The following is a 24,102-nucleotide window of genomic DNA, read 5'->3' on the forward strand; positions in this document are numbered from 1 at the left end:
GGCGACCGAGTGGCCGATTGACGAACCATGCAGAGGAGTGCATACTCATGCATGTCAGTGAATGAATGCACTGAGCGAGCGAATGCACTGTGAGGAGAAACCCCGTGACCGAGCGCGTCGTACTCGCCTACTCGGGCGGCCTGGACACCTCCGTCGCCATCGGCTGGATCGCCGAGGAGACGGGCGCCGAGGTCATCGCCGTCGCCGTGGACGTCGGCCAGGGCGGCGAGGACCTGGACGTCATCCGCAAGCGCGCGCTCGCCTGCGGTGCCGTGGAGGCGGAGGTCGCCGACGCCAAGGACGAGTTCGCCGAGGGCTACTGCCTGCCGGCGATCAAGGCCAACGCCCTCTACATGGACCGGTATCCGCTGGTCTCGGCCCTGTCCCGGCCCACGATCGTCAAGCACCTCGTCGCCGCCGCGAACAAGCACGGCGCCGGCGTCGTGGCGCACGGCTGCACCGGCAAGGGCAACGACCAGGTGCGGTTCGAGGCCGGCATCCAGGCCCTCGGCCCCGACCTCAAGTGCATCGCCCCCGTCCGGGACTACGCGATGACCCGGGACAAGGCCATCGCCTTCTGCGAGGACAAGGGCCTGCCGATCGCGACCACCAAGAAGTCGCCGTACTCCATCGACCAGAACGTCTTCGGGCGCGCCGTCGAGACGGGCTTCCTGGAGGACATCTGGAACGCGCCCATCGAGGACGTGTACGAGTACACCTCCAACCCCGCGGTCCCGCGCGAGGCCGACGAGGTCGTCATCACCTTCAAGGAGGGCGCGCCGGTCGCCATCGACGGCAGGCCGGTCACGGTCCTCCAGGCCATCCAGCAGCTCAACGAGCGTGCGGGTGCCCAGGGCGTCGGCCGGATCGACATGGTCGAGGACCGGCTCGTGGGCATCAAGTCCCGTGAGGTGTACGAGGCTCCCGGCGCCATCGCCCTGATCACCGCCCACCAGGAGCTGGAGAACGTCACGGTCGAGCGCGAGCTGGCCAGGTACAAGCGGCAGGTCGAGCAGCGCTGGGGCGAGCTGGTCTACGACGGCCTGTGGTTCTCCCCGCTCAAGAAGGCCCTCGACGGCTTCATCGACGAGGCCAGCCAGCACGTCAGCGGCGACATCCGGATGACCCTGCACGGCGGCCGCGCCGTCGTCACCGGCCGGAAGTCCGACCAGTCCCTGTACGACTTCAACCTCGCGACCTACGACTCGGGCGACACCTTCGACCAGTCCAAGGCGCAGGGCTTCATCGACATCTTCGGCCTGTCCTCGAAGATCGCCGCGAAGCGGGACCTGGCCTGAGGCCCCGAGCGGCAGCGTGAGGTCCGCCTCCCCGAAGCGCACGGCGCCGGGGAGGCGGACGTACATCACCCTTTTCTCCAAGGAGCGCGTGCAGTGAGCAGCAACAGCGGTGACGTCCGGCTCTGGGGCGGACGGTTCGCGGACGGCCCGGCAGAGGCCCTGGCCCGGCTCTCGGCCTCGGTGCACTTCGACTGGCGTCTGGCGCCGTACGACGTCGCGGGGTCCCGCGCCCACGCGCGCGCGCTCCACACGGCCGGACTGCTCACCGCCGACGAGCTGGAGCGCATGCTCGCCGGGCTCGACCAGCTCGAAGGAGCCGTCGCCGACGGGTCCTTCGTCGGCACCGTCGCCGACGAGGACGTGCACACCGCCCTGGAGCGCGGCCTCCTGGAGCGGCTCGGCCCCGACCTCGGCGGCAAGCTGCGCGCGGGCCGGTCCCGCAACGACCAGGTCGCCACCCTCTTCAAGATGTATCTGCGCGACCACGCCCGGATCATCGGCGGCCTGATCGCCGAGCTCCAGGAAGCGCTCATCGGCCTCGCCGAGGCGCACCCGGACGTCGCCATGCCGGGCCGCACCCACCTCCAGCACGCCCAGCCGGTGCTCTTCGCCCACCATGTGCTCGCCCATGTCCAGTCCCTGTCGCGGGACGCGGAGAGGCTGCGCCAGTGGGACGCGCGGACCGCCGTCTCGCCGTACGGGTCCGGGGCGCTCGCGGGCTCCTCGCTCGGGCTCGACCCGCAGGCGGTGGCCACGGACCTCGGGTTCGAGCACGGCTCAGCCGCCAACTCCATCGACGGCACGGCCTCCCGTGACTTCGCCGCCGAGTTCGCCTTCATCACCGCGATGATCGGCGTGAACCTCTCCCGGATCGCCGAAGAGGTCATCATCTGGAACACGAAGGAGTTCTCCTTCGTCACCCTGCACGACGCGTTCTCGACCGGCTCGTCGATCATGCCGCAGAAGAAGAACCCCGACATCGCGGAGCTCGCCCGCGGCAAGTCGGGCCGCCTCATCGGCAATCTGACCGGCCTGATGGCGACGCTCAAGGCGCTGCCGCTCGCGTACAACCGCGACCTCCAGGAGGACAAGGAGCCGGTCTTCGACTCCTGCGATCAGCTAGAGGTCCTGCTGCCCGCCTTCACCGGCATGATGGCGACGCTCACCGTGCACCGCGAGCGCATGGAGGAGCTGGCGCCGGCCGGTTTCTCGCTCGCCACGGACATCGCCGAGTGGCTGGTCAAACAGGGCGTGCCGTTCCGCGTCGCGCACGAGGTGGCGGGGGAGTGCGTCAAGGAGTGCGAGGCGCACGGCATCGAACTCGACCAGCTCACGGACGAGCAGTTCGCCAAGATCAGCCCTCATCTGACACCGGAGGTCCGCTCGGTCCTGAACGTCCACGGCGCGCTGGCCGCCCGCGACGGCAGGGGCGGGACTGCCCCCTCGGCGGTGGCCGCGCAACTGGCGGAGGTCAAGACGGACGTGGCGGAGCAGCGCCGCTGGGCGAATCACAGCCCGTCCGGCGTTTGAGGACGAGGCGCGGAGCGCCGATGAGCGGGGGCGCAGGGGGGGGCGCGGCGCCCCTGGTTCGTTCGGGAAGGGGCGGGCCCGGGGCCCGCCCCGCGAGGCCCTGACCGGGCCGCCCGAGCCCGACCGCCCACCGCCGATTACGTTGAGGGGGTGCACGCGAAGCCCGCGTGCACCCCCTCAGACGTGGAGCCCGCGCATGCCCTTCGCCCGCCTGGACGCAGCGACCACCCCGACCGCCCACCTCGGCCTCGGCCTCGCCGCGGTGGGCAGGCCCGGCTACATCACCCTGGGCCGCGAGGAGGACCTACCTCCCGCACGCAGCGTCGAGGCCCTGCGCGAACGCACCCTGGAACTCCTCGACGCCGCGTACGCGCTCGGGGTGCGCTACATCGACGTGGCCCGCTCCTACGGCCGCTCGGAGGAGTTCCTCGCCGACTGGCTGCGGGTGCGGCCCGAGGCCCATGACGTCGTGGTGGGCAGTAAGTGGGGCTACACGTACACGGCCGACTGGCGCACCGACGCCGACGCGCACGAGGTCAAGGACCACAGCGTCGCCGCGTACGACCGCCAGCGCGCCGAGAGCGCGGAGCTGCTCGGCGACCGGCTCGACCTCTACCAGATCCACTCGGTGACCCCGCAGAGCCCGGCCCTCACCGACAAGGAGCTGCACGCCCGCCTCGCCGGTCTCGCGGACAGCGGTGTCACCGTCGGGCTCTCCGTGAGCGGGCCCGAGCAGGCCGCAGCGATCCGCGCCGCCCTCGATGTCACCGTCGGCGGCGAGTGCCTCTTCCGTACCGTCCAGGCCACCTACAACGCCCTGGAGACCTCGGCGGGGCCCGCCCTCGCGGAGGCGCACGACGCCGGGCTCACCGTCCTGGTCAAGGAGGGCATGGCCAACGGCCGCCTCGCGGGGCCGCAGGCGCCCGCCGCCCTGCGTGCCGCAGCCGAGGCCACCGGGCACGGCTGCGACGCGGTGGCGCTCGCCCTCGTCCTGCGGCAGCCGTGGGCGGGCGTCGTCCTCTCCGGGGCCGCCACCTCCGTACAGCTCGTGTCGAACCTGCACGCGACGGCGGTCGACCTGGACGAGGAGCACCTGGACCGGCTGACGGCCCTGGCGGAGGAGCCCGCGGCGTACTGGGCCACGCGGTCCGCCCTGCCCTGGCACTGATCACCGCACCCCGGCCCACCCCGGCTCCACCCCACGGCACCTGCCAGCAGACTCCACCTGCGCGTGAGACAAAGATGTCTCAAATGGCCTATGGTTGTCTCATGCCAGTCGATCGTGACCAAGTGCTGCGCAGTGCCGCCGCGCAGCTCACCCGTAAGGGCTCCTCGACCATGGACGAGGTCGCCAGGGCCGCCGGCCTCAGCCGCGCCACGCTGCACCGCCACTTCGCGGGGCGCGACGCGCTCATCCGCGCCCTCGAAGAGCTCGGCATCCAGGAGTGCGAGGCGGCCATGGACGCCGCCCGGCTCGACGAGGGCAGCGCGCAGGCCGCGCTGCGGCGCCTGATCAAGGAGATCGAGCCCGCCGCGGGCCTGCTCGCGTTCCTCGTCACGGAGAACCAGCTCTTCGAGGGCGACGCCCAGCACGAGGGCTGGTCCCGCCTCGACGACCGGATCGCGGCCCTGTTCCGGCGCGGACAGCAGAGCGGGGAGTTCCGCATCGACCTGAGCGCCGCATGGCTCACGGAGGCGCTGTACGGGCTCGTCGGCTCCGGCGCCTGGGCCGTGCTCGACGGCCGCGTGGCGGCCAAGGACATCTCATACATGATCGCCGAGCTGCTGATCGGCGGCGCACGACGGAGAGTGGAATCATGACAGGCACCGAACAGCGCATACGGCCGTCGGAGGTGGCGCCGCACCCGGGCCGCTGGCTCGCCCTGGCCGTACTCGTGCTGGCCGTGCTGCTCGTCGCGGTGGACGCGACCGTCCTCGGTCTCGCGACGCCGTACATCAGTGAGGACCTGAAGCCGTCCGGCACCCAGTTGCTGTGGATCGGCGATGTCTACTCGTTCGTGATCGCGGGTCTGCTCGTCTCCATGGGCAGCCTGGGCGACCGCATCGGCCGCAAGAAGCTGCTGCTCACCGGCGCCGTCGCGTTCGGCGCGGTGTCCGTGCTCAACTCCTACGCCACCACGCCCGAGCTGATGATCCTGGCGCGTGCGCTGCTCGGTGTGGCGGGCGCGACCCTGATGCCGTCCACCCTCGCGCTGATCCGGAACATCTTCCACGACCCGCGTGAGCGCAGCATCGCCGTCGGCGTGTGGGGCGCGATGGCGTCGGCGGGCGCGGCGGTCGGCCCGGTCGTCGGCGGTTTCCTGCTCGAACACTTCTGGTGGGGCTCGGTCTTCCTGATCAACCTGCCCGTGATGGCGGTCCTCGTGGTCGTCGGCATCAAGTTCCTTCCCGAGTCGAAGAACCCGGCGCCGGGCCCCTGGGACCTGATCAGCGTGGTGCTCTCGCTCATCGGCATGATCGCCGTCGTGTACGCGATCAAGGAGGCGGCGGCGCACGGCCTGCGCTGGGACGTCCTTGCCTCCGGCGTCATCGGCGCGGCCGCCCTGACCTGGTTCGTACGCCGACAGCTCACGCTGCCCGCGCCGCTCCTTGACATGCGGCTCTTCCGCAACCGCGGGTTCTCGGCGGCGGTCCTCGCCGATCTGCTGACCATCCTCGGCCTGTCCGGTCTTGTCTTCTTCCTCTCCCAGTTCCTCCAACTGGTGCAGGGCAGGCAGCCGTTCGAGGCCGGTCTCGCCGAACTGCCCGCGGCCGTGGGCGCCGTCACGGCGGGTCTGATGGCGGGTACGGTGGCGCGCCGGTACTCGGTGCGCGCGGTGGTCGCGGGCGGTCTCGCGGCGGTGGGCCTCGCGCTCGCCTCGCTGACCGTGCTGAGCCAGCAGACGGGCTATCCGCTGCTCGGCGCCGCCCTCCTGGTCGTGGGCGTCGGCGCGGGCTTCTCCTTCACGGTGACCGCCGACGTGATCCTGTCCAGCGTGCCGAAGGAACAGGCGGGCGCGGCGTCCGCCGTCTCGGAGACGGCGTACGAGCTCGGCGCGGCGCTCGGCATCGCCCTGCTCGGCTCCATCGTGACCGGTGTGTACCGCGACTTCACCACCCCCGCGGGCACCCCCGCCGAGGCGGCGTCGGCGGCCCACGACTCCCTGGGCGGCGCCGTCGAAGCGGGCGCGGGCCTCCCGGCCCACAAGGCCGAACCCCTGCTGGCCGCGGCCCAGGACGCCTTCGTGGACGGCCTCCGCCTGGCCGCGGGGGTAGGCGCCGCGGTCCTGCTGGCCACGGCAGCGGCAGCCTGGTTCCTCCTGAAGGGCCAAAAACTGGAAGAGGGCATCGAGCACTGACACTTACACAAAACGCCCGCCCCGGCGCCGGGAGGAACCCCCGGCACCGGTGCGGGCACGCCGTAAAAAACCCGGGCGGAAGCCTACGCGGCCTTGGCCTTGGTGGCGTACATGTCCACATACTCCTGCCCGGAGAGCAGCATGACCTCGGTCATCACCGAGTCGGTCACCGCCCGCAGCACATAGCGGTCGCGCCCCATCCCGTCGTACCGGGAGAACTCCATGGCCTCACCGAACCGCACGGTCACCTTGCCGGGCCGCGGCAACCCCTTGCCCCCCGGCTGCAACTTGTCCGTGCCGATCATCGCGAACGGCACCACCGGCGCACCGGTCATCAGGGTCAGCCGGGCGATCCCCGTACGGCCGCGGTACAGCCGTCCGTCGGGGGAGCGGGTGCCCTCCGGATAGATGCCGAAGACCTTGCCGTCGTCGAGGATGCGGCGCCCGGTCATCAGGGCGGCCACCCCGCCGCGGCCCCCGTCGCGGTCCACGGGAATCATGCCGACGCCGGTGAAGAACCAGGCCATGAGGCGGCCCTTGAGGCCCTTGCCGGTGACGTACTCGTCCTTGCCGATGAAGTAGACGGGCCGGTCGCACACGAGCGGCATGATCATCGAGTCGATGAACGTCAGATGATTTCCGGCCAGAATGACGGGTCCATCACCGGGGATGTTCTCGGCGCCTTCTACCCGCGGGCGGAACATCAGGCGCAAGATCGGTCCAAGCACTGCCTTGATGAGCGCTAGACGGGACAACAGGTCCTCCGGTGTCAACGGGTCGACGACGAGTCTGTGCAGGTGAGGACCATACTCGCGGGCCCCCGTCGATTGCACATCGGGTTCATCCGACCGATACGCACAGTTGACCTGTTCTTGGCTGCTGTCGCCCCCGCGAGGACCCCACCGCGACGACGGTATCGCCGTGCGAACTGCGTGGCTTGTCCGAGTGGTGCTTCTCACTCCGGGTTCCGCTTACGGCTGGAAGTCCGCTGGCGCTCCCGAGCCGGGGCGTACGCGCCGTCCGCACTTCCGCTCCGTTCACGAACCCCGCACCGGCACGAGTGCCCAGTGCCGCGAGGCGTACACCTGCCGCCCCGCCCCCGGGTGTGAGCGCGCTCGACACGCGGCGTCAGCCAGGCGTTCGACCCCCGGCCTCCCTTTCGTCACATGATCACACCTACGATCGTGCCGCTTTGTCAGGTGCAAGGCGGCACGCGGCAGTACACAGGGAGGAGCGCGCGATGGCGACGCAGGAATCGGGGCGACGGGAGACGGGTACGAGCCCGGGGCGGCGCGCGGTGCTGGGAGCCGCGGTGCTCGGGGCGGGCGCGGCGGCCATAGGGGCGCCGGGGGTGGCGAGAGCCGGTGAGCGGCACGGCCACGGGCACGGCGGCGGGTACCGGGACCTGCCCGTGCCGACCGTCGTCGCGCACCGCGGCGCGAGCGGCTACCGGCCCGAGCACACCCTCGGCTCGTACCAACTCGCCCTGGACATGGGCGCGCACGTCATCGAGCAGGACGTCGTGCCCACCAAGGACGGCCACCTCGTATGCCGTCACGAGAACGACATCACGGGTACGACGGACGTGGCCGCGCACCCCGAGTTCGCGGGGCGCAGGACGACCAAGTCCGTCGACGGCGTCAAGCTCACCGGCTGGTTCACCGAGGACTTCACGCTCGCCGAGCTCAAGACGCTGCGGGCCAAGGAGCGCATCCCCGGCACCCGGCAGCGCAACACCCTCTACGACGGGCGCTGGCAGGTGCCCACGCTCGAAGAGGTGTTCCGCTGGGCGGAGAAGGAGGGGCGCCGCCGCGGCAAGCGCGTCTGGCTGCACATCGAGACCAAGCACCCCACCTACTTCCGGGGGCTCGGCCTCGGCCTGGAGGAACGGCTCGCCAAGCTGCTCCGCCGTTACGACCGGCACCACCGCAACTCCCCGAACTTCCTCCAGTCCTTCGAGCCGAGCAGCATCCAGCGCCTGCACAAGCTCGTCGGCGCGCCCGGCGTCGTCCTGCTGTCCTCGGCCTCCTCGCGCCCGTGGGACTTCGTGACGGCGGGCGACCCGCGCACCGTCGCCGACCTCGTCAAGCCCGAAGGGCTGCGCTGGCTGGCCTCGTACGCCAAGGGCATCGGCCCCACCCTCGACCTGATCATCCCCAAGGGCCCCGACGGCAGGCTCCAGGAGCCGACCACGCTTGTCCGCGACGCCCACGCCAAGGGCCTGCTCCTGCACCCCTACACGATGCGCAACGAGAACACCTTCCTGCCCGCCGACTTCAAGAAGGGCACGGACCCGAACGCGTACGGCGACGCCTTCGGCGCGCTCAAGGCGTACTTCGCCACCGGCATCGACGGGATCTTCTCCGACAACCCGGACACGGCACTGCTCGCCGCCGCGGACTTCACCGACGACTGACCCACCGGCCGCTCCGGCACCCTGTCGTCAACTTGGGGGCGAGGAGACCCGGTTGGGGTGAGGCGCGGTCGTGACGGAAACCCGTACCGGAACGACCGCGTCCACGTCGGCATGACCCCTTCGCTCTCCTCCGGCCTCGTCACCGCCCTGCGTCCGCTGCTCGCGGCAGAGGTCTCGGCCGAGGCGCACGGCAGCGGCACCGAGCCCGGCGACATCGAGCAGGCGGTCTGGCTGCGCCTGCTCGAACACCTCGACACCGGTGAGCCGCCCGCCGACCCCCCGGCCTGGCTCCGCGCCGCCGTCCGTGACGAGGTGCGCCGCACCCGTTCCACCGCCCGCCGGGAGCGGGCCTACGTCACCGAGCCCGTCGACCCGTGCGGCGGCCCCGAACAGCGGGCGCTGCGGGCGGACCGGCACCGCTCGCTGTACGCCGCGGTGCGCAGACTGCCCGGCCGCTGCCCGCGTCTCATGTTTGCGCTTCTGTCGCCCGAAGACCTCACCTACCGCGAAATCGCAGGGGAGTTGGGAATGTCACAAGGATCTTTGGGACCGGAACGTTCCCGTTGCCTGGGATGCCTGCGCAGAATGCTCGCGCAAGAGGTTGCGACTCCTGACCCATGGGGAAAGGAGTGAGGGACAACCGGTGGAGCAGGTGAGCGGGAGGCATGCACACATGGGCATGAGCGTGACCATCTCGGAGGCGGCGGCCGACGGCCGAACCGCCGAGCAGATCCTCAAACTGCAGTACCTCTGCTACCAGAGCGAGGCCGAGCTGTACGGCGACTACTCCATCGAGCCGCTGACGCAGAGCCTGGACTCCATCAAGGCCGAGCTCGAAGCGGGCAGCGTCCTGGTGGCGCGCCTGGGCGAGGAGGTGGTGGCCTCCGTTCGCGGCACGGTCGACGCGGCGGGCACCGCCCGCATCGGCAAGCTCATCGTGCACCCGCGGATGCAGCGGCACGGCCTGGGCGGCCGTCTGTTGCACGCCATTGAGCTGCGTCTCGGCGAGGGCGGCTCCGCCAAGCGCTTCGAGCTGTTCTCCGGCCACCGCAGCGAGAGCAATCTCCAGCTCTACCGCAAGCACGGCTACACCCCGGTGGACACCCGGCGCGTGGACGACCGGCTCACGGTGGTCACCCTCTCCAAGGACGTCGAAGCGGGCGCGTACGTGACCAGCGCCTAGGCGCTCGCCCCGTGCTGGCTGCGCGGCCTGCGCAGCCAGAACACGGCGGTCACCGGCAGCAGCACGGGGATGAACAGATAGCCCATCCCGAAGTCCGACCAGACCGTGGCATCGGGGAACGCGGAGGGCTCCGCGAGGGTCCAGGTCCCGACGGCGAGCACTCCGGCCAGCTCGGCGGCGCAGCACACAAGGGCCGCCCTGCGGGCCCGCTCCCCGCCGCGCACCAGCGAGTACGTGATGAAGCCGTAGACGACACCGGCGATCGCGGACAGCGTGTACGCGAGCGGGGCCTTGTGGAAGTCCGTGGAGATCTGCACCGCCGAGCGCGACACGGCGCCGACGACCATCACCCCGTACAGCCACACAAGGAGGATGCCGGGACCACTGATCAGCTTCTGCCTGGTGCGGGGGCCTTCGTCCGTCACCGTCACCTCAGCCTCCCCAGATGTCGTAGAGCCGTACTTCGAGTACGGCCAGGACCACGCCGCCCGCGGCGACGGTCAGCGAGCCCCAGCGGGTGCGCTCGGCGAGCGACATGAAGCCGGCCCCCGGCACGCACGCGAACGAGCCGATCAGATACGCCACGAAGATCGTCGTGCCCTGCGCGGGGTCCTCGCCCCGCGCCAACTGGACGATGCCGACGATCAACTGGACCAGGGCGAGCAGGGTGACCACACCCATGCCGATGAAGTGCCAGTCCTTCGTCGGCTGGTCGCGGTACGCGGCGAATCCGCACCAGGCCGCGAGCGCGAGTGCGGCCACGGAGGTCGCAATGGTCAGGGCAACGAGCATGCCGAGACCCTATTACGGCCCAAAAGGCCCGGCGTGCCCGGCCCCGGGGGCCCGCGCCCGTGGGTCTCACGGCCGACCGCGCCGCCGGGACGAACACCGTGGTGTTGACCACACGCATACCGCGTCCGAGCTGTCGGCCGTTGTCGACTTTCAGAGCCTGCCAGCCGTATCCGCGCAGGCCACAGCGGGTGACATGGAGATGTTCACCGGCGCCAGGGACCCGCGCCGCAGCGAGCGTGCCGTCTCTCCTGACGGTCAAAGCTTGTCCGCTATACGGACAGCAGTGGTGGGACGCGACCTCACGCGTGTTTTACTGGTCCGCATGACCACGACGAGCAGCCGCACCCTTGCGACCGAGGCGATCACGACGCCCGGTGCTCGTTGTATGTGTCGAATGTGCGCCTTCTGAGGGCCCCCGCACCACCGAGAGCCTCGCGCCCCGAAGCGAAGCCGCTGTGCCCCGCCACTACGCCACGTACGCCACAGGAGTCACGTACGCACCGTAGGAAGCGAGCCTGCCCCGCGCACACGTCCTCCGGTTCCTCCCGATATCGCGAGAACCGTGCCGCGTTCCGAACGAATGCCCCGTGCCCCGGCGACACCCCGCCGTGCACTCGACAGTGACGGAAACCCCAGTGATCACCACTTCCGGCCTTACCAAGGTCTACCGCTCACGCGGTCGTGAAGTAACCGCCATCGACGGAGTCGATCTCCATGTGCGCGAAGGCGAGGTGTACGGCGTCATCGGCCAGTCCGGTGCCGGCAAGTCCTCGCTGATCCGCTGCGTGAACCTCCTGGAGCGCCCCACCTCCGGCACCGTGACGGTGGCGGGCCAGGACCTCACCGCCCTCGCGGGCCGCGGCCCGCGCGCCGGTAAGGAACTGCGCACCGCCCGCAACCGCATCGGCATGGTCTTCCAGCACTTCAACCTGCTGTCCTCGCGCACCGTCCAGGCCAACATCGAGCTGCCGCTCGAAATCCTCGGCCTGTCCGGCAGGGAACGCTCCCGCAAGGCACTGGAGCTGCTCGATCTCGTCGGCCTCGCCGACAAGGCCAAGTCCTACCCGGCGCAGCTCTCCGGCGGCCAGAAGCAGCGCGTCGGCATCGCCCGCGCCCTGGCGGGCGAGCCGAAGGTGCTGCTCTCGGACGAGGCGACCAGCGCCCTCGACCCCGAGACCACCCGCTCCATCCTGGCGCTCCTGCGCGACCTCAACCGCGAGCTCGGCCTCACCGTGCTGCTGATCACGCACGAGATGGAGGTCGTCAAGTCGGTCTGCGACTCGGCCGCGCTGATGGAGCGGGGCCGGATCGTGGAGTCCGGCACCGTCACCGAACTGCTCGCCACCCCCGGCTCGCAGCTCGCCGCCGCGCTCTTCCCGGTCAGCGGCGACGCCACCGGCACCGACCGCACCGTCGTCGACGTGACCTTCCACGGCGACGCCGCGACCCAGCCGGTCATCTCCCAGCTTTCGCGCACGTACAACATCGACATCTCGATCCTCGGCGCCGCGATGGACACCGTCGCGGGCAAGCAGGTCGGCCGGATGCGCATCGAGCTGCCGGGACGCTTCGAGGAGAACGTCGTCCCGATCGGCTTCCTGCGCGAACAGGGCCTCCAGATCGACGTCGTCGGGGCCGCCGCGGGTGACGCGCCCGCCGGGATCCCGGCCCAAGACGGCCAAGGCGCTCCCGCGACCGCCGCCACGCTGGTGAAGGAAGGTGCCAAGTGACCTGGTCGGAGATGCGACCCCTGCTGGAGCAGGCCTGTTGGGACACGCTCTACATGGTCGGCTGGTCGGCGCTCATCGCCGTCGCCGTCGGCCTGCCGCTCGGCCTGCTCCTGGTCCTCACCGACCGGGGCGGCCTGTTGCAGAACACGCTCGTGAACAAGGTGATCGGGCAGGTCGTCAACATCGGCCGCTCGATGCCCTTCATCATCCTCATGGTCGCCCTGATGGGCTTCACCCGCTCCATCGTCGGCACCACCATCGGCCGCGACGCCGCGATCGTGCCGCTCGCGATCAGCGCCATCCCGTTCTTCGCGCGCCTGGTCGAGACGGCCGTGCGCGAGGTCGACCACGGCCTGGTCGAGGCCGTGCAGTCGATGGGAGGCAACACCTGGACGATCGTCCGCAAGGTCCTCGTGCCCGAGTCCCTGCCGTCGCTGATCTCCAGCACCACGACCACGATCGTCGCCCTGATCGGCTACTCGGCGATCACCGGCACCGTCGGCGCGGGCGGCCTCGGCGACCTCGCGGTCCGCTACGGCTACCAGCGCTTCGAGACCGAACTGATGTGGATCACCGTCGGCATACTCGCCGTGGTCATCTCGATCATCCAGTTCGTCGGCGACTACGCCGCGCGGAGGCTGCACCGGCGCGGCGGCCACTCCGGTGCCGCGCCCCGGCTCAAGCTGCTCCGTGCCAAGCCCGCCACCGACACTGCCAAGCCCGCCACCGACACCACCACGCCGGAACCGGTGAAGATCGCTTCCTGAGTTCCCGGGCGTCCCGAGTTCCCCCAGCACCACCCCGCACCACCACCGCGCGGGTGTACCACCCATGGAGAAAGGCACTTTTCGTGCGTAACACCATCAAGATCACCGCCGCCGTCCTGGCCACCGGAGCCCTCACCCTCGGGCTGACCGCCTGCGGCGCCGACAAGGGCTCCGACAAGGACGGCCCGCTCGTCGTCGCCGCGACCCCGACGCCCCAGGGCCAGATCCTCGACTACGTCAAGAAGAACCTGGCCGAGAAGGCGGGCCTGGACCTGGAGGTGAAGGAGTTCACCGACTACGTCACGCCCAACACCGCGACGCAGCAGGGTGAGGTCTTCGCGAACTACTTCCAGCACAAGCCCTACTTGGACGACTTCAACAAGAAGAACAAGACGGACATCGTTCCCGTCCCGGGCGCCACGGTGCACCTGGAGCCGCTCGGCATCTACTCGAAGAAGATCAAGAAGCTCGACGAGCTGAAGAAGGGCGCCACGGTCGCCGTCCCGAACGACACGACCAACGAGGCCCGCGCCCTGAAGCTGCTCGCCGACCACGGCCTCCTGAAGCTCAAGGAGGGCGTCGGCTTCGCGGCCACGCCGAAGGACATCGTCGACAACCCGCGCGGCCTGAAGTTCAAGGAACTGGAGGCCGCCGCCCTGCCGCGCACCATCAAGGACGTCGACGCCGCGGTGATCAACGGCAACTACGCGCTGGAGGCCGACCTCAACCCGGCCGAGCAGGCCCTCGCCGCCGAGAAGGCCGAGGGCAACCCGTACGGCAACTTCCTCGCCGTGAAGAAGGGCGACGAGAACGACCCGCGCGTGAAGAAGCTGGTCAAGCTCCTCACCTCGCCCGAGGTCAAGAAGTTCATCGACGACAAGTACGACGGTGCCGTCGTCGCGGCGTTCTGACGTGCGCGGGACCCGCATCGCCGCGGCGGCCGGGGCCCTGGCCCTGTCGCTCGGCCTGACCGCCTGCGGCTCGGGCTCCGACGGCGACACCCTCGTCGTCGGGGCCACCCCGACACCGGCCGGTGAAGTCCTCGCGTACATCCAGCAGAACCTGGCGAAGAAGGAAGGCCTCGACCTCCAGGTGCGGGAGTTCACGGACTACGTGACACCCAACACCGCGCTCCAGGAGGGCTCCCTCGACGCCAACCTCTACCAGCACAAGCCCTACCTGGACGACTTCAACAAGTCCAAGAAGGCGGACCTGGTCGCGGTGACCGAGGTGTACCTGCCTCCGATGGGTGTGTACGCGGACGACGGCAAGAAGCTGAAGGACGTGACGGAGCTGCGCTCCGGCGCGACCGTCGCCGTACCGAACGACACCACCAACGAGGGCAGGGCCCTCGAACTGCTCGCCTCCAAGGGGGTGATCGAGCTGAAGAAGGGCACGGGCGCGAACGCCACCCCCGAGGACATCGCGGCCAACCCCAAGAAGCTCACCATCAAGCCCCTGGAGCCCGCGCAGTTGCCGCGCTCCCTCAAGGACGTCGACGCGGCCGTCATCAACAACAACTTCGCGCTCGACGCGGGCCTCAGCCCGAAGCGGGACGCAGTTCTCCTGGAGTCCGTGAAGGACAACCCGTACAACAACGTCCTCGCCGTGAAGAAGGGCGACGAGGACGACCCGAGGGTCAGGAAGCTGACCAAGTTGCTGCGGTCGCCCGAGGTCAGGAAGTTCATCGAGGACAAGTACAAGGGGTCGGTCCTGCCGGTCACGGCGGGCTGACACACCCTCGTGCACCGTCCCCGTCCACGGGGTCCGCTCCGGCGCGCGGAGCGGACCCCGTGGTGCGTCTTCGCGCCGCCATGCTGCATGCTATGCACTTCAGCAGGCCTGGAGGTCCTTGAGGCCCTCGACGACTCGACGAACGACAGGCCCATGAAGGTTACGGAGCGGCGCATGACTACAGCCTCGGGGTTCCCCGACATCTCCCTCAGTACGGAGCGGTTGGTGCTGCGCCCGCTCGAGGACGCCGACATCTCCGCGTACGCGGAGATGATGAACGACGAGCTCGTCACCGCCTGGACCGCCGCGCCCCAGCCGTACACCGAGGCCGACGCCCGCGACTGGATCACCCGCCTCGCCCCCGCCGAACGCGCCGAGGGCCGCGGCATCGTTCTCGCCGTGACCGAGTTCCTCACCCAGCGCCTGGTGGGCACCGTGCGTGTCGGCCGCACCGACTGGCGGGTGCGCTCCGGCGAGCTGAGCTATGTGACCGCCCCCTGGGCCCGCGGCGAGGGCTACGCCTCCGAAGCCGCCCTCGCCACCGCCCAGTGGCTCTTCCACGACCAGAAGTTCGAGCGCATCGAGCTGCGTACGGCCGCCGACAACACCGCGGCCCAGCAGGTGGCCCAGAAGATCGGCTGTATCAGCGAGGGCGTCCTGCGCGGCGCCTGGATAGCACGTGTCAGGAACGGGGGCGACCCGCTCGGCGGCTGGCTCGACCTGCGCACCGACCTCATCGTCTGGAGCCTGCTCCCCGAGGACCTGGAAGGCGTGACCGACCAGTTGGCCGAGAGCGGCTACACGGCGTTCTCCGACTGGAACTGACGCCGGTTCCGCTGTCGGCGGAGGGCGAGTCAGCCCGTCCGGCGTCTGAGGACGTCTGAGGACGTCTGAGGACGAGGCCCGAAGGGCCGACCAAGGGGGAGAGGGGCGAAGCCCCCTGGTCGACAGCAGGTACGCTCCGTCTGAACGCACGCGGCCATCCGCACCGTACGACCCGAGACTCCAGGAGACAGACGACCATGGCCGACCGGGTCACGGTGATCGGCTGGGACGGCTCGCCGCTGACGTCCTCGGCGCGCGCGGCCCTTGGCGCCGCGACGCTGGTGGCGGGCGCAGCCCACCACCTCGCCCTGCCCGAGGTCCCCCCGACCGCCGAGCGCATCCGGCTCGGCAGCGTCGGCCTCGCCGCCCGCCGTATCGCCGCCCACCGGGGCACCGCGGTCGTCCTCGCTGACGGCGACCCCGGCTTCTTCGGCGTCGTACGTACGCTGCGCGCCCCCGAGTTCGGCCTCGAGGTCGAGGTGGTGCCTGCCGTCTCCGCCGTCGCCCAGGCCTTCGCCCGCGCCGGGATGCCCTGGGACGACACCCAGGTCGTGGTCGCCCACCGCCGCACCCTGCGCCGGGCCGTGAACGTGTGCCGCGCGCACAGCAAGGTTGCCGTCCTCACCTCGCCCGGCGCCGGGCCCGCCGAACTCGGCCTGCTCCTCGAAGGCGTCCACCGCACCTTCGTGATCTGCGAGGAACTCGGCACCGAGCGCGAGCAGGTCAGCGTCGTCACCTCGGACAAGGCCGCCGATCACACCTGGCGCGACCCGAACGTCGTCATCGTCATCGGAGGCACCGGGGGTCCCGGGGGTACCGGCGGCCCCGGGGGCTCCGGAAACGGCGGCGGATCCGGCGGATCCGGCGGCACCGGCCCCCACGACGGCTGGATCGCGGGCCGCGACCCTGCCACGGAGCCCCGCGGCTGGGCGCTGCCCGCGGCGAGCTACGGCGGCGAACAGGAACTCGGCGAGGGCGAGACCGACCGCATCCGCTCCGCCCAACTGGCCCGGCTCGGCCCGCGCGTGGGCGACCTCGTCTGGGACATCGGCTGCGGCACCGGCGCCTTCGCCGCGGAGGCGGCCCGCTTCGGCGCCGCCGTCATCGCCGTCGACCGCGACCCGGACGCCTGCGCCCGCACGACCGCCGCCGTGCGCCGCTTCGGCGTGCACGCCCAGATCGTGCATGGCACCGCGCCGCACGTCCTGGAGAACCTGCCCGAGCCGGACGTCGTCCGCGTCGGCGGCGGCGGAGCGGCCGTGGTCTCCGCCGTCGCCGACCGCCGCCCTGAGCGCATCGTCACCCACGCCGCCACCCGCGACGACGCCGAACTCCTCGGCCGGGACCTGTCCGAGCACGGGTACGCCGTCGAGTGCGCCCTGCTGCAGTCCGTCGAGCTCGACACCCGCGCCTGGACGGAGCGGAAGCGGACCGTCGCCTTCCTGGTCTCGGCGCTGCTTCTCGACCGCACGCTCTGACCCTCGCGAGCCCCCCGCCGCGCCGTGCGCGGTAGGCTGGCCGATCGTTGTGCCGCACGTGGGCGCCCGGCGATTCATTGGTCTGTGTCAGTCAAAGTCCGCAAAGCTCGCCCGTTTTGGGGGGTGCGTGTGGTACGGCGGACCGCGGGGCGCGCGACGTGGCGCAGTCCACAGCGGACCGTGGCCGATCAAGCTGCCACGGCGGCGGTGCTACCGCGACAATGCCTGTGGTCCGTACGCGGTGCGTGCCGCGCGGCACGTGCGCTCGTTGTTGATGACGGGCGGTCAAAGAAGGACTAACCGATGGGCGAGGGGTACGCATGACCGACACCGGCCAGGTCCCGGGCGAGGGACTGCCGGAGAGCGCAGGCAGGGTGGAGCAGCCGGGCGTCCCCGCGCCGGCCGCGTACACCTTCCTCGACCCTTCCGACAACCCCGCCGAGGACGACGACCTGCTGCTGATGCCGGGTGCCCAGGGCGCGTGGAGCGAGGCGCAGACCGCGCAGCCGGGTGCTGCGCAGCCGGGTGCTGCGCAGCCGGGTGCTGCGCAGCCTGGCGCCGGACAGCCGACGATGGCGGGACCGCAGGTGCAGCAGGCGGAGCAGGCGCAGCATGCCCATCGGGCCCAGCGGGGACAGCAGGCGCAGGGGCAGCGGGGACCGGCCCAGGGTGCGCCCGCCCAGGCCGTCGCCGCGGCGGCCGATGCCGTGCAGCAGCCGGGCGCCGCCCACCCGAACGCGGGGGCGGCGGCTGTCGGGCGGGCCCTCGCCGCCGATGCACAGGCCGCAGGGCAGCCGGTGTCCGCCCAGGTGGGGGATGGCGCCGAGCAGTTGGTGGGTGGCGCTGGGCAGCAGGTCAGTGGACCCGAACAACCGGCGGGTGGTGCTGAGCAGCCGGTGAGTGGTGCTGGGCAGCAGGCCAGTGGTCCCGCGCAGCCCGTGGGTGGCTTCGAGCAGCAGGTGGTCGGTTCTGAGCAGTCCGTGGGTGGCTCCGAGCCGCAAGCGGGGGTGCCCGAGCAGCAAGTGGGCGGCGCCGAGCAGCAGGTGGCCGGGCCCGAGCGTTCGGCGGTCGGTTCCGGGCAGTCGGCTGTCGGTCAGGGCCGCCCCGCGCACCAGCCGGGACCGCACGAGACCTCCGGCCGGGACAGCGGCTCCGTCGACCTGACCGGCGTGACCCTGCCCGGCGGACACCACACCAGGCCCGCGTCGCACGACAACGGCACCACCCCCGCCGCGCACCAGAACCCCGTCCGACGCCCGCTGCACCGCGGTCCGGCCGCGCCCGCCGTGCCCGACGGCGCCGCGAGCCCCGTCCGCTCCCTTGCCGACCGCGGACCCGCGGACGGCACGCCGCACCGCAGGCCACCCGTACGGCACGCGGGCCCGCCGATGAGCGGCCCGGAGTACCTGGACATCCCGCGCGACGACGCGGCCGTCCTGCCCGGTCCCCAGCTCGGCGAGATCCCGCCGCAGGGGGCCGCGGCGTGGTCGCCGCAGCCGCAGGAACCCCAGCGGGTACCAGCAGAAACGGTCGTCCCGGTAGGCGCGGGTGGCTCTCCGGCCACAGAGGCCACACCCGTATCGGCGGGCGAGGGCCTGGTCTCGGACGTGTCCGGTGCTGCGGCCGCGGGCGGTGGCCAGGCTCCGGAGGGTGCCCCGGCTCCGGCGGGTGGCTCCGCTCCGGTCGGCGGCGCGGTCGTGGCGGAGGCTGCGGCTCCGGCGGACGGCAACGCTGCGGGCGTCCCGGCCGGCGGGTCCGGTGCCGGGGATGCCTCGACCGGCGGGTCCGGCCTTGCGGACGCCCCGGCCGACGAGCCCGGCCCTGCGGCGGCCTCGACCGGCGGTTCCGCTCCCGCGGACGGCTCGGGCCCCGCCTTCGCACCCCCCGCCCCCGGCGCACCGGAGGCATCGGGAGCACCGGCGGCCGAGGGCGCCCCGCACGCGCCCGCGGCGACGCAGGACTTCGCCCCGGCGTACGGGGAGCAGGCGGCGCACGCCCCGCAGGAGCCCGCGGCGGCCGTGGACGCTTCTGGCGCTGGCACTGGCACTGGCGTCGGCCCTGGCACAGGCCCCGGCACCGACGCAGGTCCCGCCACTGGCGTCGCCACTGACACGGGCCCTGGTCTCAGCCCCGGCACGGGCCCCGGCCCCGGCGTTGGCACCGACGCAGGCCCTGCCACTGGCGTCGCCACTGACACGGGCTCCGGTCTCAGCCCCGGCACGGGCCCCGGCCCCGGCGTCGGCGCCGACGCAGGTCCCGCCACTGGCGTCGCCACCGACACGGGCCCTGGTCTCAGCCCCGGCACGGGCCCCGGCCCCGGCCCCGGCGTCGGCGCCGACGCAGGCCCTGCCATTGGCGTCGCCACTGACACGGGCTCCGGTCTCAGCCCCGGCACGGGCCCCGGCCCCGGCGTTGGCACCGACGCAGGCCCTGCCACTGGCGTCGCCACCGACACGGGCCCCGGTCTCAGCCCCGGCACGGGCCCCGGCACTGGCGTCGGCGCCGGCACAGGCCCCGGCGTAGTCACCGCCACCGCCACCGGCACAGGCCCCGCCACCGCCACCGCCACAGGCCCGGACCCCGGCGTCGCCACCGGCACAAGCCCAAGCCCCGACGCCCCGCCCACCAATACACCCGAACCCAACACCCCAGCGGCCGACATCCCCGGCGCAGCAGGTCAGGGCACCGTGGCGCCCCCCTCCGCCCCGGAGCCCGCGACGGAGGCCGTGACCATGCCTACGCCCACACAGGCGTCCGCGCCCACCCCCGCGCCGGAAGGCGCTGCCCTCCCGCACGAGGCGCCCGCAGCCGCCGCAGGAACCGACCCCGCGGCCGCCCCGGAAACCCTGGGAACCCCGGGAGCCCAGGGCACCCCCATGCCGGACGCGCACCCCGACGGGCAGGCCGGTGCGGCCGCCCGCCCCGCCCCGCAGTACGCCGTCGCCCCGCAGGCCCCCGACGCCGCGCAGCCGTGGCCCGCCGCGCATGCCGCGCAGGGGCCGCACATCGCCGGTGCCGGGCTGCCGGACGCCGCCGCTGCCGGGCAGGCCCACGCGGCCCAAGCGCCCGCGCCCCTCGGCCAGTTCGTGCCGGTCGAGGGCTCGGTGCCGACCACACCGCACCTCGCACCGACACCGCCGAGCCCGATGTCCGTGCCGCCCGAGTACTTCACACCGGAGCCGGAGGCCGCGCCCCGCGGCCCCGGCGCCCCGGCACAGCAGACCGCCGAGGCCGACCAGGACCCCGCAGCCGTACCGGCGAACCGGTTCCCGGGACAGGCCGAGGCCGCGCCGGAGACTGGGCAGGGCGCGGACTCCGCGCCCGACGCCACCCCCGACGCCGGGCAGCAGCCCACAGCCACCGTGCCCGCACCCCGCGACGGAGACCGGCCCACGGCCGTGCCCACCGGGGCGGCACCCGCACCCGTCGACGCGGCGGAGGACGGCTCCCCGTTCCCGTCCGCCCCGGCGACGACCGACCCCGACGAGCCGATGCACGCACCTCACCCGGCCGGACCCACCGACCCCGCACACCAGGCCGGGCAGCAGCCCGTTCCGGTCCTCCTCATCGAGGACGGGTCCGAAGACCTGACCGACCCGACCACACCCGCCGCACCGGCGGCCGCGGACGACGGCCCCAGGGCCCTGCTGCTCACCACCGACGCGGCGGACCCAGCGGTCGCGGCAGACACCACAGCCGCGAAGGACACAGCAGCCACAGCCAGCGCCGACGAGGCGATGAGCGTGGCGAGCGCGGCGGTGGAGGCAGGCGCCCTCCGCGAAGAGGGCGAGGAGCCCGATGCCGACGCACCGGAGCAGGCCGAACCCCTCACGGCCGAGCCCCTCGCCGCCGACCGCGCGGTGGAACCGCCCGCTCCGGGCTACGCCGACGCCGAGCGCGAGGCCGTCCTGCGGGTGATGCGCGAGCGCCGCGACATCCGCAACGGCTTCCGCGGCGACCCGATCCCGCACGAGGTCCTGCTCCGTGTCCTGGAGGCGGCCCACACGGCGCCCTCCGTGGGGCACTCCCAGCCGTGGGACTTCGTGGTCATCCGGTCCGCGGAGACCCGGCGCACCATGCACGAACTGGCCCAGCGCCAGCGCGAGGCGTACGCCAAGTCGCTGCCCAAGGGCCGCGCCAAGCAGTTCAAGGAACTGAAGATCGAGGCCATCCTCGACACCCCGGTGAACATCGTCGTCACCGCCGACCCCACCCGCGGCGGCCGCCACACCCTCGGCAGGCACACCCAGCCGCAGATGGCCCCGTACTCCTCTGCGCTCGCCGTCGAGAACCTGTGGCTCGCCGCCCGCGCCGAGGGCCTCGGCGTCGGCTGGGTCAGCTTCTTCGACGAGCGCGAGATGGTGCGCGCCCTCGGCCTGCCGGAGCACCTGGAGGTCGTCGCGTATCTGTGTGTCGGGTACGTGGACGAGTTCCCGGACGAGCCGGAGCTGATGCAGGCCGGCTGGTCCAAGCGGCGCCCGCTGTCCTGGGTCGTGCACGAGGAGACGTACGGCCGTCGCGCGCTGCCCGGCGAGGAGCCGCACGACCTGCTCGCCGAGACCATCGGCAACATCCGCCCGCTGGACGCCAAGGCGCTCGGCGAGGCGTGGGAGCGGCAGAAGCGCATGACGAAGCCCGCCGGGGCGCTCGGCATGCTGGAGATCATCTCCGCGCAGCTCTCCGGCCTGTCCCGGATGTGCCCGCCCCCGATCCCGGAGCCCGCAGCGGTCGCGATCTTCGCGGGCGACCACGGCGTGCACGCCCAGGGCGTCACCTCCTGGCCCCAGGAGGTGACCGGCCAGATGGTCGCCAACTTCCTCGGTGGCGGCGCGGTCTGCAACGCCTTCGCCAACCAGGTCGGCGCCGAGGTCTGCGTCATCGACGTGGGCGTGGCCGGTGAACTCCCCGCGACGCCCGGCCTGCTGCCGCGCAAGATCCGGCCCGGCACGGCCGACATGACGACCGGCCCCGCGCTCACCCGCGAGGAGGTGCAGGCCGCCATCGAGGTGGGCATCGAGACCGCCCGCGACCTGGTGGCGGCGGGCAACAAGGCGCTGCTCACCGGCGAGATGGGTATCGCCAACACCACGGCGTCCGCCGCCCTGATCTCCGTATACACCGACACGGACCCCGGCGAGGTCACAGGACGTGGCACCGGCATCAACGACGAGACGCACGCCCGCAAGATCGAGGTCGTCCGCCGCGCCCTCGACCTGCACCAGCCCGACCCGGCCGACCCCATCGGCGTGCTCGCCGCCATCGGCGGCCTGGAGCACGCCGCGATGGTGGGCCTGCTCCTCGGCGGCGCCTCGCTGCGCACCCCCGTCATCCTGGACGGCGTGAGCGCGGGTGCCGCGGCCCTGGTCGCCCGCGCCATCGCCCCCGAGGTCCTCGCGGCCTGCATCGCCGGTCACCGCAGCGCGGAGCCCGGGCACGTCGCCGCCCTGAACAAGCTGGGCCTGCGTCCCCTGGTCGACCTGGACCTGCGCCTCGGCGAGGGCACCGGCGCGCTGCTCGCCCTGCCCGTCGTGCAGAGCGCGGCCCGCGCGATGCACGAGGTCGCGACGTTCGACTCGGCGGGCGTCACCGAGAAGTAGTCCCTCGGCGCGGCGGGAGTGGGTCCTGTGCTCCGTAGCACCGGACCCACTCCCGCCCTACGCTGGAGCGACCTCTAAAATCCGCACGTCAGGGCCGCTCCAGAGCCGTAGCGCCCATCGCCCCGCGCCGACGAGGAGCCGTACCGTCATGGCCGAACACCCCGCCTACCCCGTAGGCCTCCGTCTCGCCGGCCGCCGTGTCGTCGTCCTCGGCGGCGGCCAGGTCGCCCAGCGCCGCCTCCCGGCGCTCATCGCCGCGGGCGCCGACATCCTCCTCGTGTCCCCGTCAGCCACACCGTCCGTGGAGGCGATGGCCGACGCGGGCGAGATCACCTGGGAGCGGCGCCGCTACGCCGACGGCGACCTCGCCGACACCTGGTACGCCCTGGTCGCCACCAGCGACCACGCCGCGAACGAGGCGGCATCCGCGGAGGCGGAGCGGTCCCGCGTGTGGTGCGTACGCTCCGACGACGCCGACGCGGCGACGGCCTGGACGCCCGCCACCGGCCGCAGCGAGGGCGTCACCGTGGCGGTACTCACCGCCGAGGCCAAGGACCGCGACCCCCGCCGCACCGCCGCCATCCGCGACGCCCTGGTGGAGGGGCTGCGCGACGGCAGCCTGGTGGCACCGCACCACCGCACCCGCACCCCCGGCGTCGCCCTCGTCGGCGGCGGCCCCGGCGACCCGGACCTGATCACGGTCCGCGGGCGCAGGCTGCTCGCCGAGGCCGATGTGGTCATCGCCGACCGGCTCGGCCCGCGCGACCTCCTCGACGAACTCCCGCCGCACGTCGAGGTGATCGACGCGGCGAAGATCCCCTACGGCCGCTTCATGGCCCAGGAGGCCATCAACAACGCGCTGATCGAGCACGCCAAGCAGGGCAAGGCCGTGGTCCGCCTCAAGGGCGGCGACCCCTTCGTCTACGGCCGCGGCATGGAAGAGGTGCAGGCCCTGGCCGACGCGGGCATCGCGTGCACGGTGGTGCCCGGCATCTCCAGCTCGATCTCGGTACCGGGCGCCGCCGGTATCCCGGTGACGCACCGGGGCGTGGCGCACGAGTTCACCGTGGTCAGCGGGCACGTCGCGCCCGACGACGAGCGTTCCCTGGTCGACTGGAAGGCGCTCGCCCAACTGCGCGGCACGCTGGTGATCCTGATGGGCGTGGACAAGATCGGCCGCATCGCCGAGGCCCTGATCGCCCACGGCAAGCCCGCCGACACCCCGCTGGCCCTCGTCCAGGAAGGCACGACGGCCGCCCAGCGCCGCGTGGACGCGACCCTCGGGACGGTCGCCGAAGCGGTACGGACCCACGAGGTGAAGCCCCCGGCGGTCATCGTGATCGGCTCGGTGGCCGCGATGACCCCCCCCCCCCCCCCCCGCCCACCCCGCCCC

General features: G+C 72.3%; 19 protein-coding genes and 1 pseudogene. 16 read left to right on the forward strand and 4 right to left on the reverse strand.

Going from position 1 to position 24,102, the window contains the following annotated elements; genetic code table 11:
• The first annotated feature begins 104 nt into the window (after positions 1 to 104).
• From IG78_RS0106480 to IG78_RS0106500, 5 genes are all read left to right on the forward strand, one after another.
• Entirely contained in the window at positions 105 to 1,298 is a 1,194-nt protein-coding gene (locus IG78_RS0106480) for an argininosuccinate synthase (RefSeq protein ID WP_030560376.1), read from the forward strand.
• Between the two features lie 93 nt (positions 1,299 to 1,391).
• A complete protein-coding gene (gene argH / locus IG78_RS0106485; RefSeq protein WP_030560378.1) occupies positions 1,392 to 2,828 on the forward strand; it encodes an argininosuccinate lyase in 1,437 nt (478 codons plus the stop codon).
• A 196-nt stretch (positions 2,829 to 3,024) separates the two neighbouring features.
• Positions 3,025 to 3,996, forward strand: coding sequence for an aldo/keto reductase (locus tag IG78_RS0106490; RefSeq protein WP_030560379.1), 972 nt, complete (start codon positions 3,025 to 3,027; stop codon positions 3,994 to 3,996).
• Between the two features lie 101 nt (positions 3,997 to 4,097).
• Positions 4,098 to 4,649, forward strand: a complete 552-nt coding sequence (locus tag IG78_RS0106495) for a TetR/AcrR family transcriptional regulator (protein WP_030560380.1) — start codon at positions 4,098 to 4,100, stop codon at positions 4,647 to 4,649.
• Complete coding sequence (locus tag IG78_RS0106500; protein WP_030560382.1) at positions 4,646 to 6,187, forward strand: MFS transporter; 1,542 nt, start codon at positions 4,646 to 4,648, stop codon at positions 6,185 to 6,187. Before IG78_RS0106495 ends, IG78_RS0106500 begins: the two co-directional genes overlap by 4 nt.
• A gap of 83 nt (positions 6,188 to 6,270) precedes the next feature.
• Here the strand turns inward: IG78_RS0106500 and IG78_RS0106505 are convergent, their stop codons facing one another.
• Positions 6,271 to 6,960 carry a lysophospholipid acyltransferase family protein gene (locus IG78_RS0106505; protein WP_078964768.1) on the reverse strand — a complete coding sequence of 230 codons (690 nt, stop codon included), beginning with the start codon at positions 6,958 to 6,960 and terminating at the stop codon, positions 6,271 to 6,273.
• A gap of 467 nt (positions 6,961 to 7,427) precedes the next feature.
• On the opposite strand from IG78_RS0106505, the gene IG78_RS0106510 reads away from it, so the two are divergent.
• The 3 genes from IG78_RS0106510 (at position 7,428) to IG78_RS0106520 (ending at position 9,786) form a co-directional block, all read left to right on the forward strand.
• Positions 7,428 to 8,603 carry a glycerophosphodiester phosphodiesterase gene (locus IG78_RS0106510; RefSeq protein ID WP_030560385.1) on the forward strand — a complete coding sequence of 392 codons (1,176 nt, stop codon included), beginning with the start codon at positions 7,428 to 7,430 and terminating at the stop codon, positions 8,601 to 8,603.
• Between the two features lie 111 nt (positions 8,604 to 8,714).
• Complete coding sequence (locus tag IG78_RS0106515) at positions 8,715 to 9,236, forward strand: RNA polymerase sigma factor (protein ID WP_030560386.1); 522 nt, start codon at positions 8,715 to 8,717, stop codon at positions 9,234 to 9,236.
• A 40-nt stretch (positions 9,237 to 9,276) separates the two neighbouring features.
• Positions 9,277 to 9,786 carry a GNAT family N-acetyltransferase gene (locus IG78_RS0106520; RefSeq protein ID WP_030560387.1) on the forward strand — a complete coding sequence of 170 codons (510 nt, stop codon included), beginning with the start codon at positions 9,277 to 9,279 and terminating at the stop codon, positions 9,784 to 9,786.
• Here the strand turns inward: IG78_RS0106520 and IG78_RS0106525 are convergent.
• Positions 9,783 to 10,217, reverse strand: a complete 435-nt coding sequence (locus IG78_RS0106525; protein WP_030560389.1) for a hypothetical protein — start codon at positions 10,215 to 10,217, stop codon at positions 9,783 to 9,785. The genes IG78_RS0106520 and IG78_RS0106525 overlap by 4 nt on opposite strands.
• A 1-nt stretch (position 10,218) precedes the next feature.
• Positions 10,219 to 10,578: a hypothetical protein gene (locus tag IG78_RS0106530; protein WP_030560390.1), complete on the reverse strand. Its 360-nt coding sequence runs from the start codon at positions 10,576 to 10,578 to the stop codon at positions 10,219 to 10,221.
• A 635-nt stretch (positions 10,579 to 11,213) separates the two neighbouring features.
• On the opposite strand from IG78_RS0106530, the gene IG78_RS0106535 reads away from it, so the two are divergent.
• The 6 genes from IG78_RS0106535 to cbiE all read left to right on the forward strand — a co-directional run bounded on the left by IG78_RS0106535 (position 11,214) and on the right by cbiE (position 17,112).
• Positions 11,214 to 12,308 carry a methionine ABC transporter ATP-binding protein gene (locus IG78_RS0106535; protein ID WP_030560391.1) on the forward strand — a complete coding sequence of 365 codons (1,095 nt, stop codon included), beginning with the start codon at positions 11,214 to 11,216 and terminating at the stop codon, positions 12,306 to 12,308.
• The gene (locus IG78_RS0106540) at positions 12,305 to 13,075 is read left to right on the forward strand and encodes a methionine ABC transporter permease (RefSeq protein WP_051852409.1); all 771 of its coding nucleotides are present in this window, start codon (positions 12,305 to 12,307) and stop codon (positions 13,073 to 13,075) included. Before IG78_RS0106535 ends, IG78_RS0106540 begins: the two co-directional genes overlap by 4 nt.
• Positions 13,076 to 13,158: 83 nt before the next feature.
• A complete protein-coding gene (locus tag IG78_RS0106545; RefSeq protein WP_030560394.1) occupies positions 13,159 to 13,986 on the forward strand; it encodes a MetQ/NlpA family ABC transporter substrate-binding protein in 828 nt (275 codons plus the stop codon).
• A gap of 1 nt (position 13,987) precedes the next feature.
• A complete protein-coding gene (locus tag IG78_RS0106550) occupies positions 13,988 to 14,809 on the forward strand; it encodes a MetQ/NlpA family ABC transporter substrate-binding protein (RefSeq protein ID WP_030560396.1) in 822 nt (273 codons plus the stop codon).
• A 174-nt stretch (positions 14,810 to 14,983) separates the two neighbouring features.
• Positions 14,984 to 15,634 (forward strand): GNAT family N-acetyltransferase, encoded by a 651-nt coding sequence (locus IG78_RS0106555; RefSeq protein ID WP_030560397.1) that lies wholly within the window; start codon positions 14,984 to 14,986, stop codon positions 15,632 to 15,634.
• Positions 15,635 to 15,831: 197 nt separating this feature from the next.
• Complete coding sequence (cbiE, locus tag IG78_RS0106560; RefSeq protein WP_030560399.1) at positions 15,832 to 17,112, forward strand: precorrin-6y C5,15-methyltransferase (decarboxylating) subunit CbiE; 1,281 nt, start codon at positions 15,832 to 15,834, stop codon at positions 17,110 to 17,112.
• A gap of 296 nt (positions 17,113 to 17,408) precedes the next feature.
• On the opposite strand, the gene IG78_RS52600 is transcribed toward cbiE, so the two are convergent.
• Positions 17,409 to 18,113, reverse strand: a complete 705-nt coding sequence (locus IG78_RS52600) for a hypothetical protein (RefSeq protein ID WP_157855767.1) — start codon at positions 18,111 to 18,113, stop codon at positions 17,409 to 17,411.
• A 6-nt stretch (positions 18,114 to 18,119) separates the two neighbouring features.
• Between IG78_RS52600 and cobT the strand changes: the two genes are divergently transcribed.
• Positions 18,120 to 22,709, forward strand: a complete 4,590-nt coding sequence (gene cobT, locus IG78_RS51120) for a nicotinate-nucleotide--dimethylbenzimidazole phosphoribosyltransferase (RefSeq protein WP_249926083.1) — start codon at positions 18,120 to 18,122, stop codon at positions 22,707 to 22,709.
• Between the two features lie 148 nt (positions 22,710 to 22,857).
• A pseudogene (gene cobA / locus IG78_RS45375) lies at positions 22,858 to 24,075 on the forward strand (uroporphyrinogen-III C-methyltransferase); the annotation flags it as partial.
• Positions 24,076 to 24,102 lie beyond the last annotated feature (27 nt).

This window comes from Streptomyces aureocirculatus, from assembly GCF_000720475.1.
Taxonomy (GTDB): Bacteria; Actinomycetota; Actinomycetes; order Streptomycetales; family Streptomycetaceae; genus Streptomyces; species Streptomyces aureocirculatus.

What these genes read in the sequence shown, in the direction of transcription:
- IG78_RS0106490 (WP_030560379.1), top strand. Translation starts at nt 3,025, where the DNA reads ATGCCCTTCGCCCGCCTGGACGCAGCGACCACCCCGACCGCCCACCTC.
- IG78_RS0106495 (WP_030560380.1), top strand. Translation starts at nt 4,098, where the DNA reads ATGCCAGTCGATCGTGACCAAGTGCTGCGCAGTGCCGCCGCGCAGCTC.
- IG78_RS0106500 (WP_030560382.1), top strand. Translation starts at nt 4,646, where the DNA reads ATGACAGGCACCGAACAGCGCATACGGCCGTCGGAGGTGGCGCCGCAC.
- IG78_RS0106510 (WP_030560385.1), top strand. Translation starts at nt 7,428, where the DNA reads ATGGCGACGCAGGAATCGGGGCGACGGGAGACGGGTACGAGCCCGGGG.
- IG78_RS0106515 (WP_030560386.1), top strand. Translation starts at nt 8,715, where the DNA reads ATGACCCCTTCGCTCTCCTCCGGCCTCGTCACCGCCCTGCGTCCGCTG.
- IG78_RS0106520 (WP_030560387.1), top strand. Translation starts at nt 9,277, where the DNA reads ATGGGCATGAGCGTGACCATCTCGGAGGCGGCGGCCGACGGCCGAACC.
- IG78_RS0106530 (WP_030560390.1), bottom strand. Translation starts at nt 10,578, where the DNA reads ATGCTCGTTGCCCTGACCATTGCGACCTCCGTGGCCGCACTCGCGCTC.
- IG78_RS0106555 (WP_030560397.1), top strand. Translation starts at nt 14,984, where the DNA reads ATGACTACAGCCTCGGGGTTCCCCGACATCTCCCTCAGTACGGAGCGG.
- cbiE (WP_030560399.1), top strand. Translation starts at nt 15,832, where the DNA reads ATGGCCGACCGGGTCACGGTGATCGGCTGGGACGGCTCGCCGCTGACG.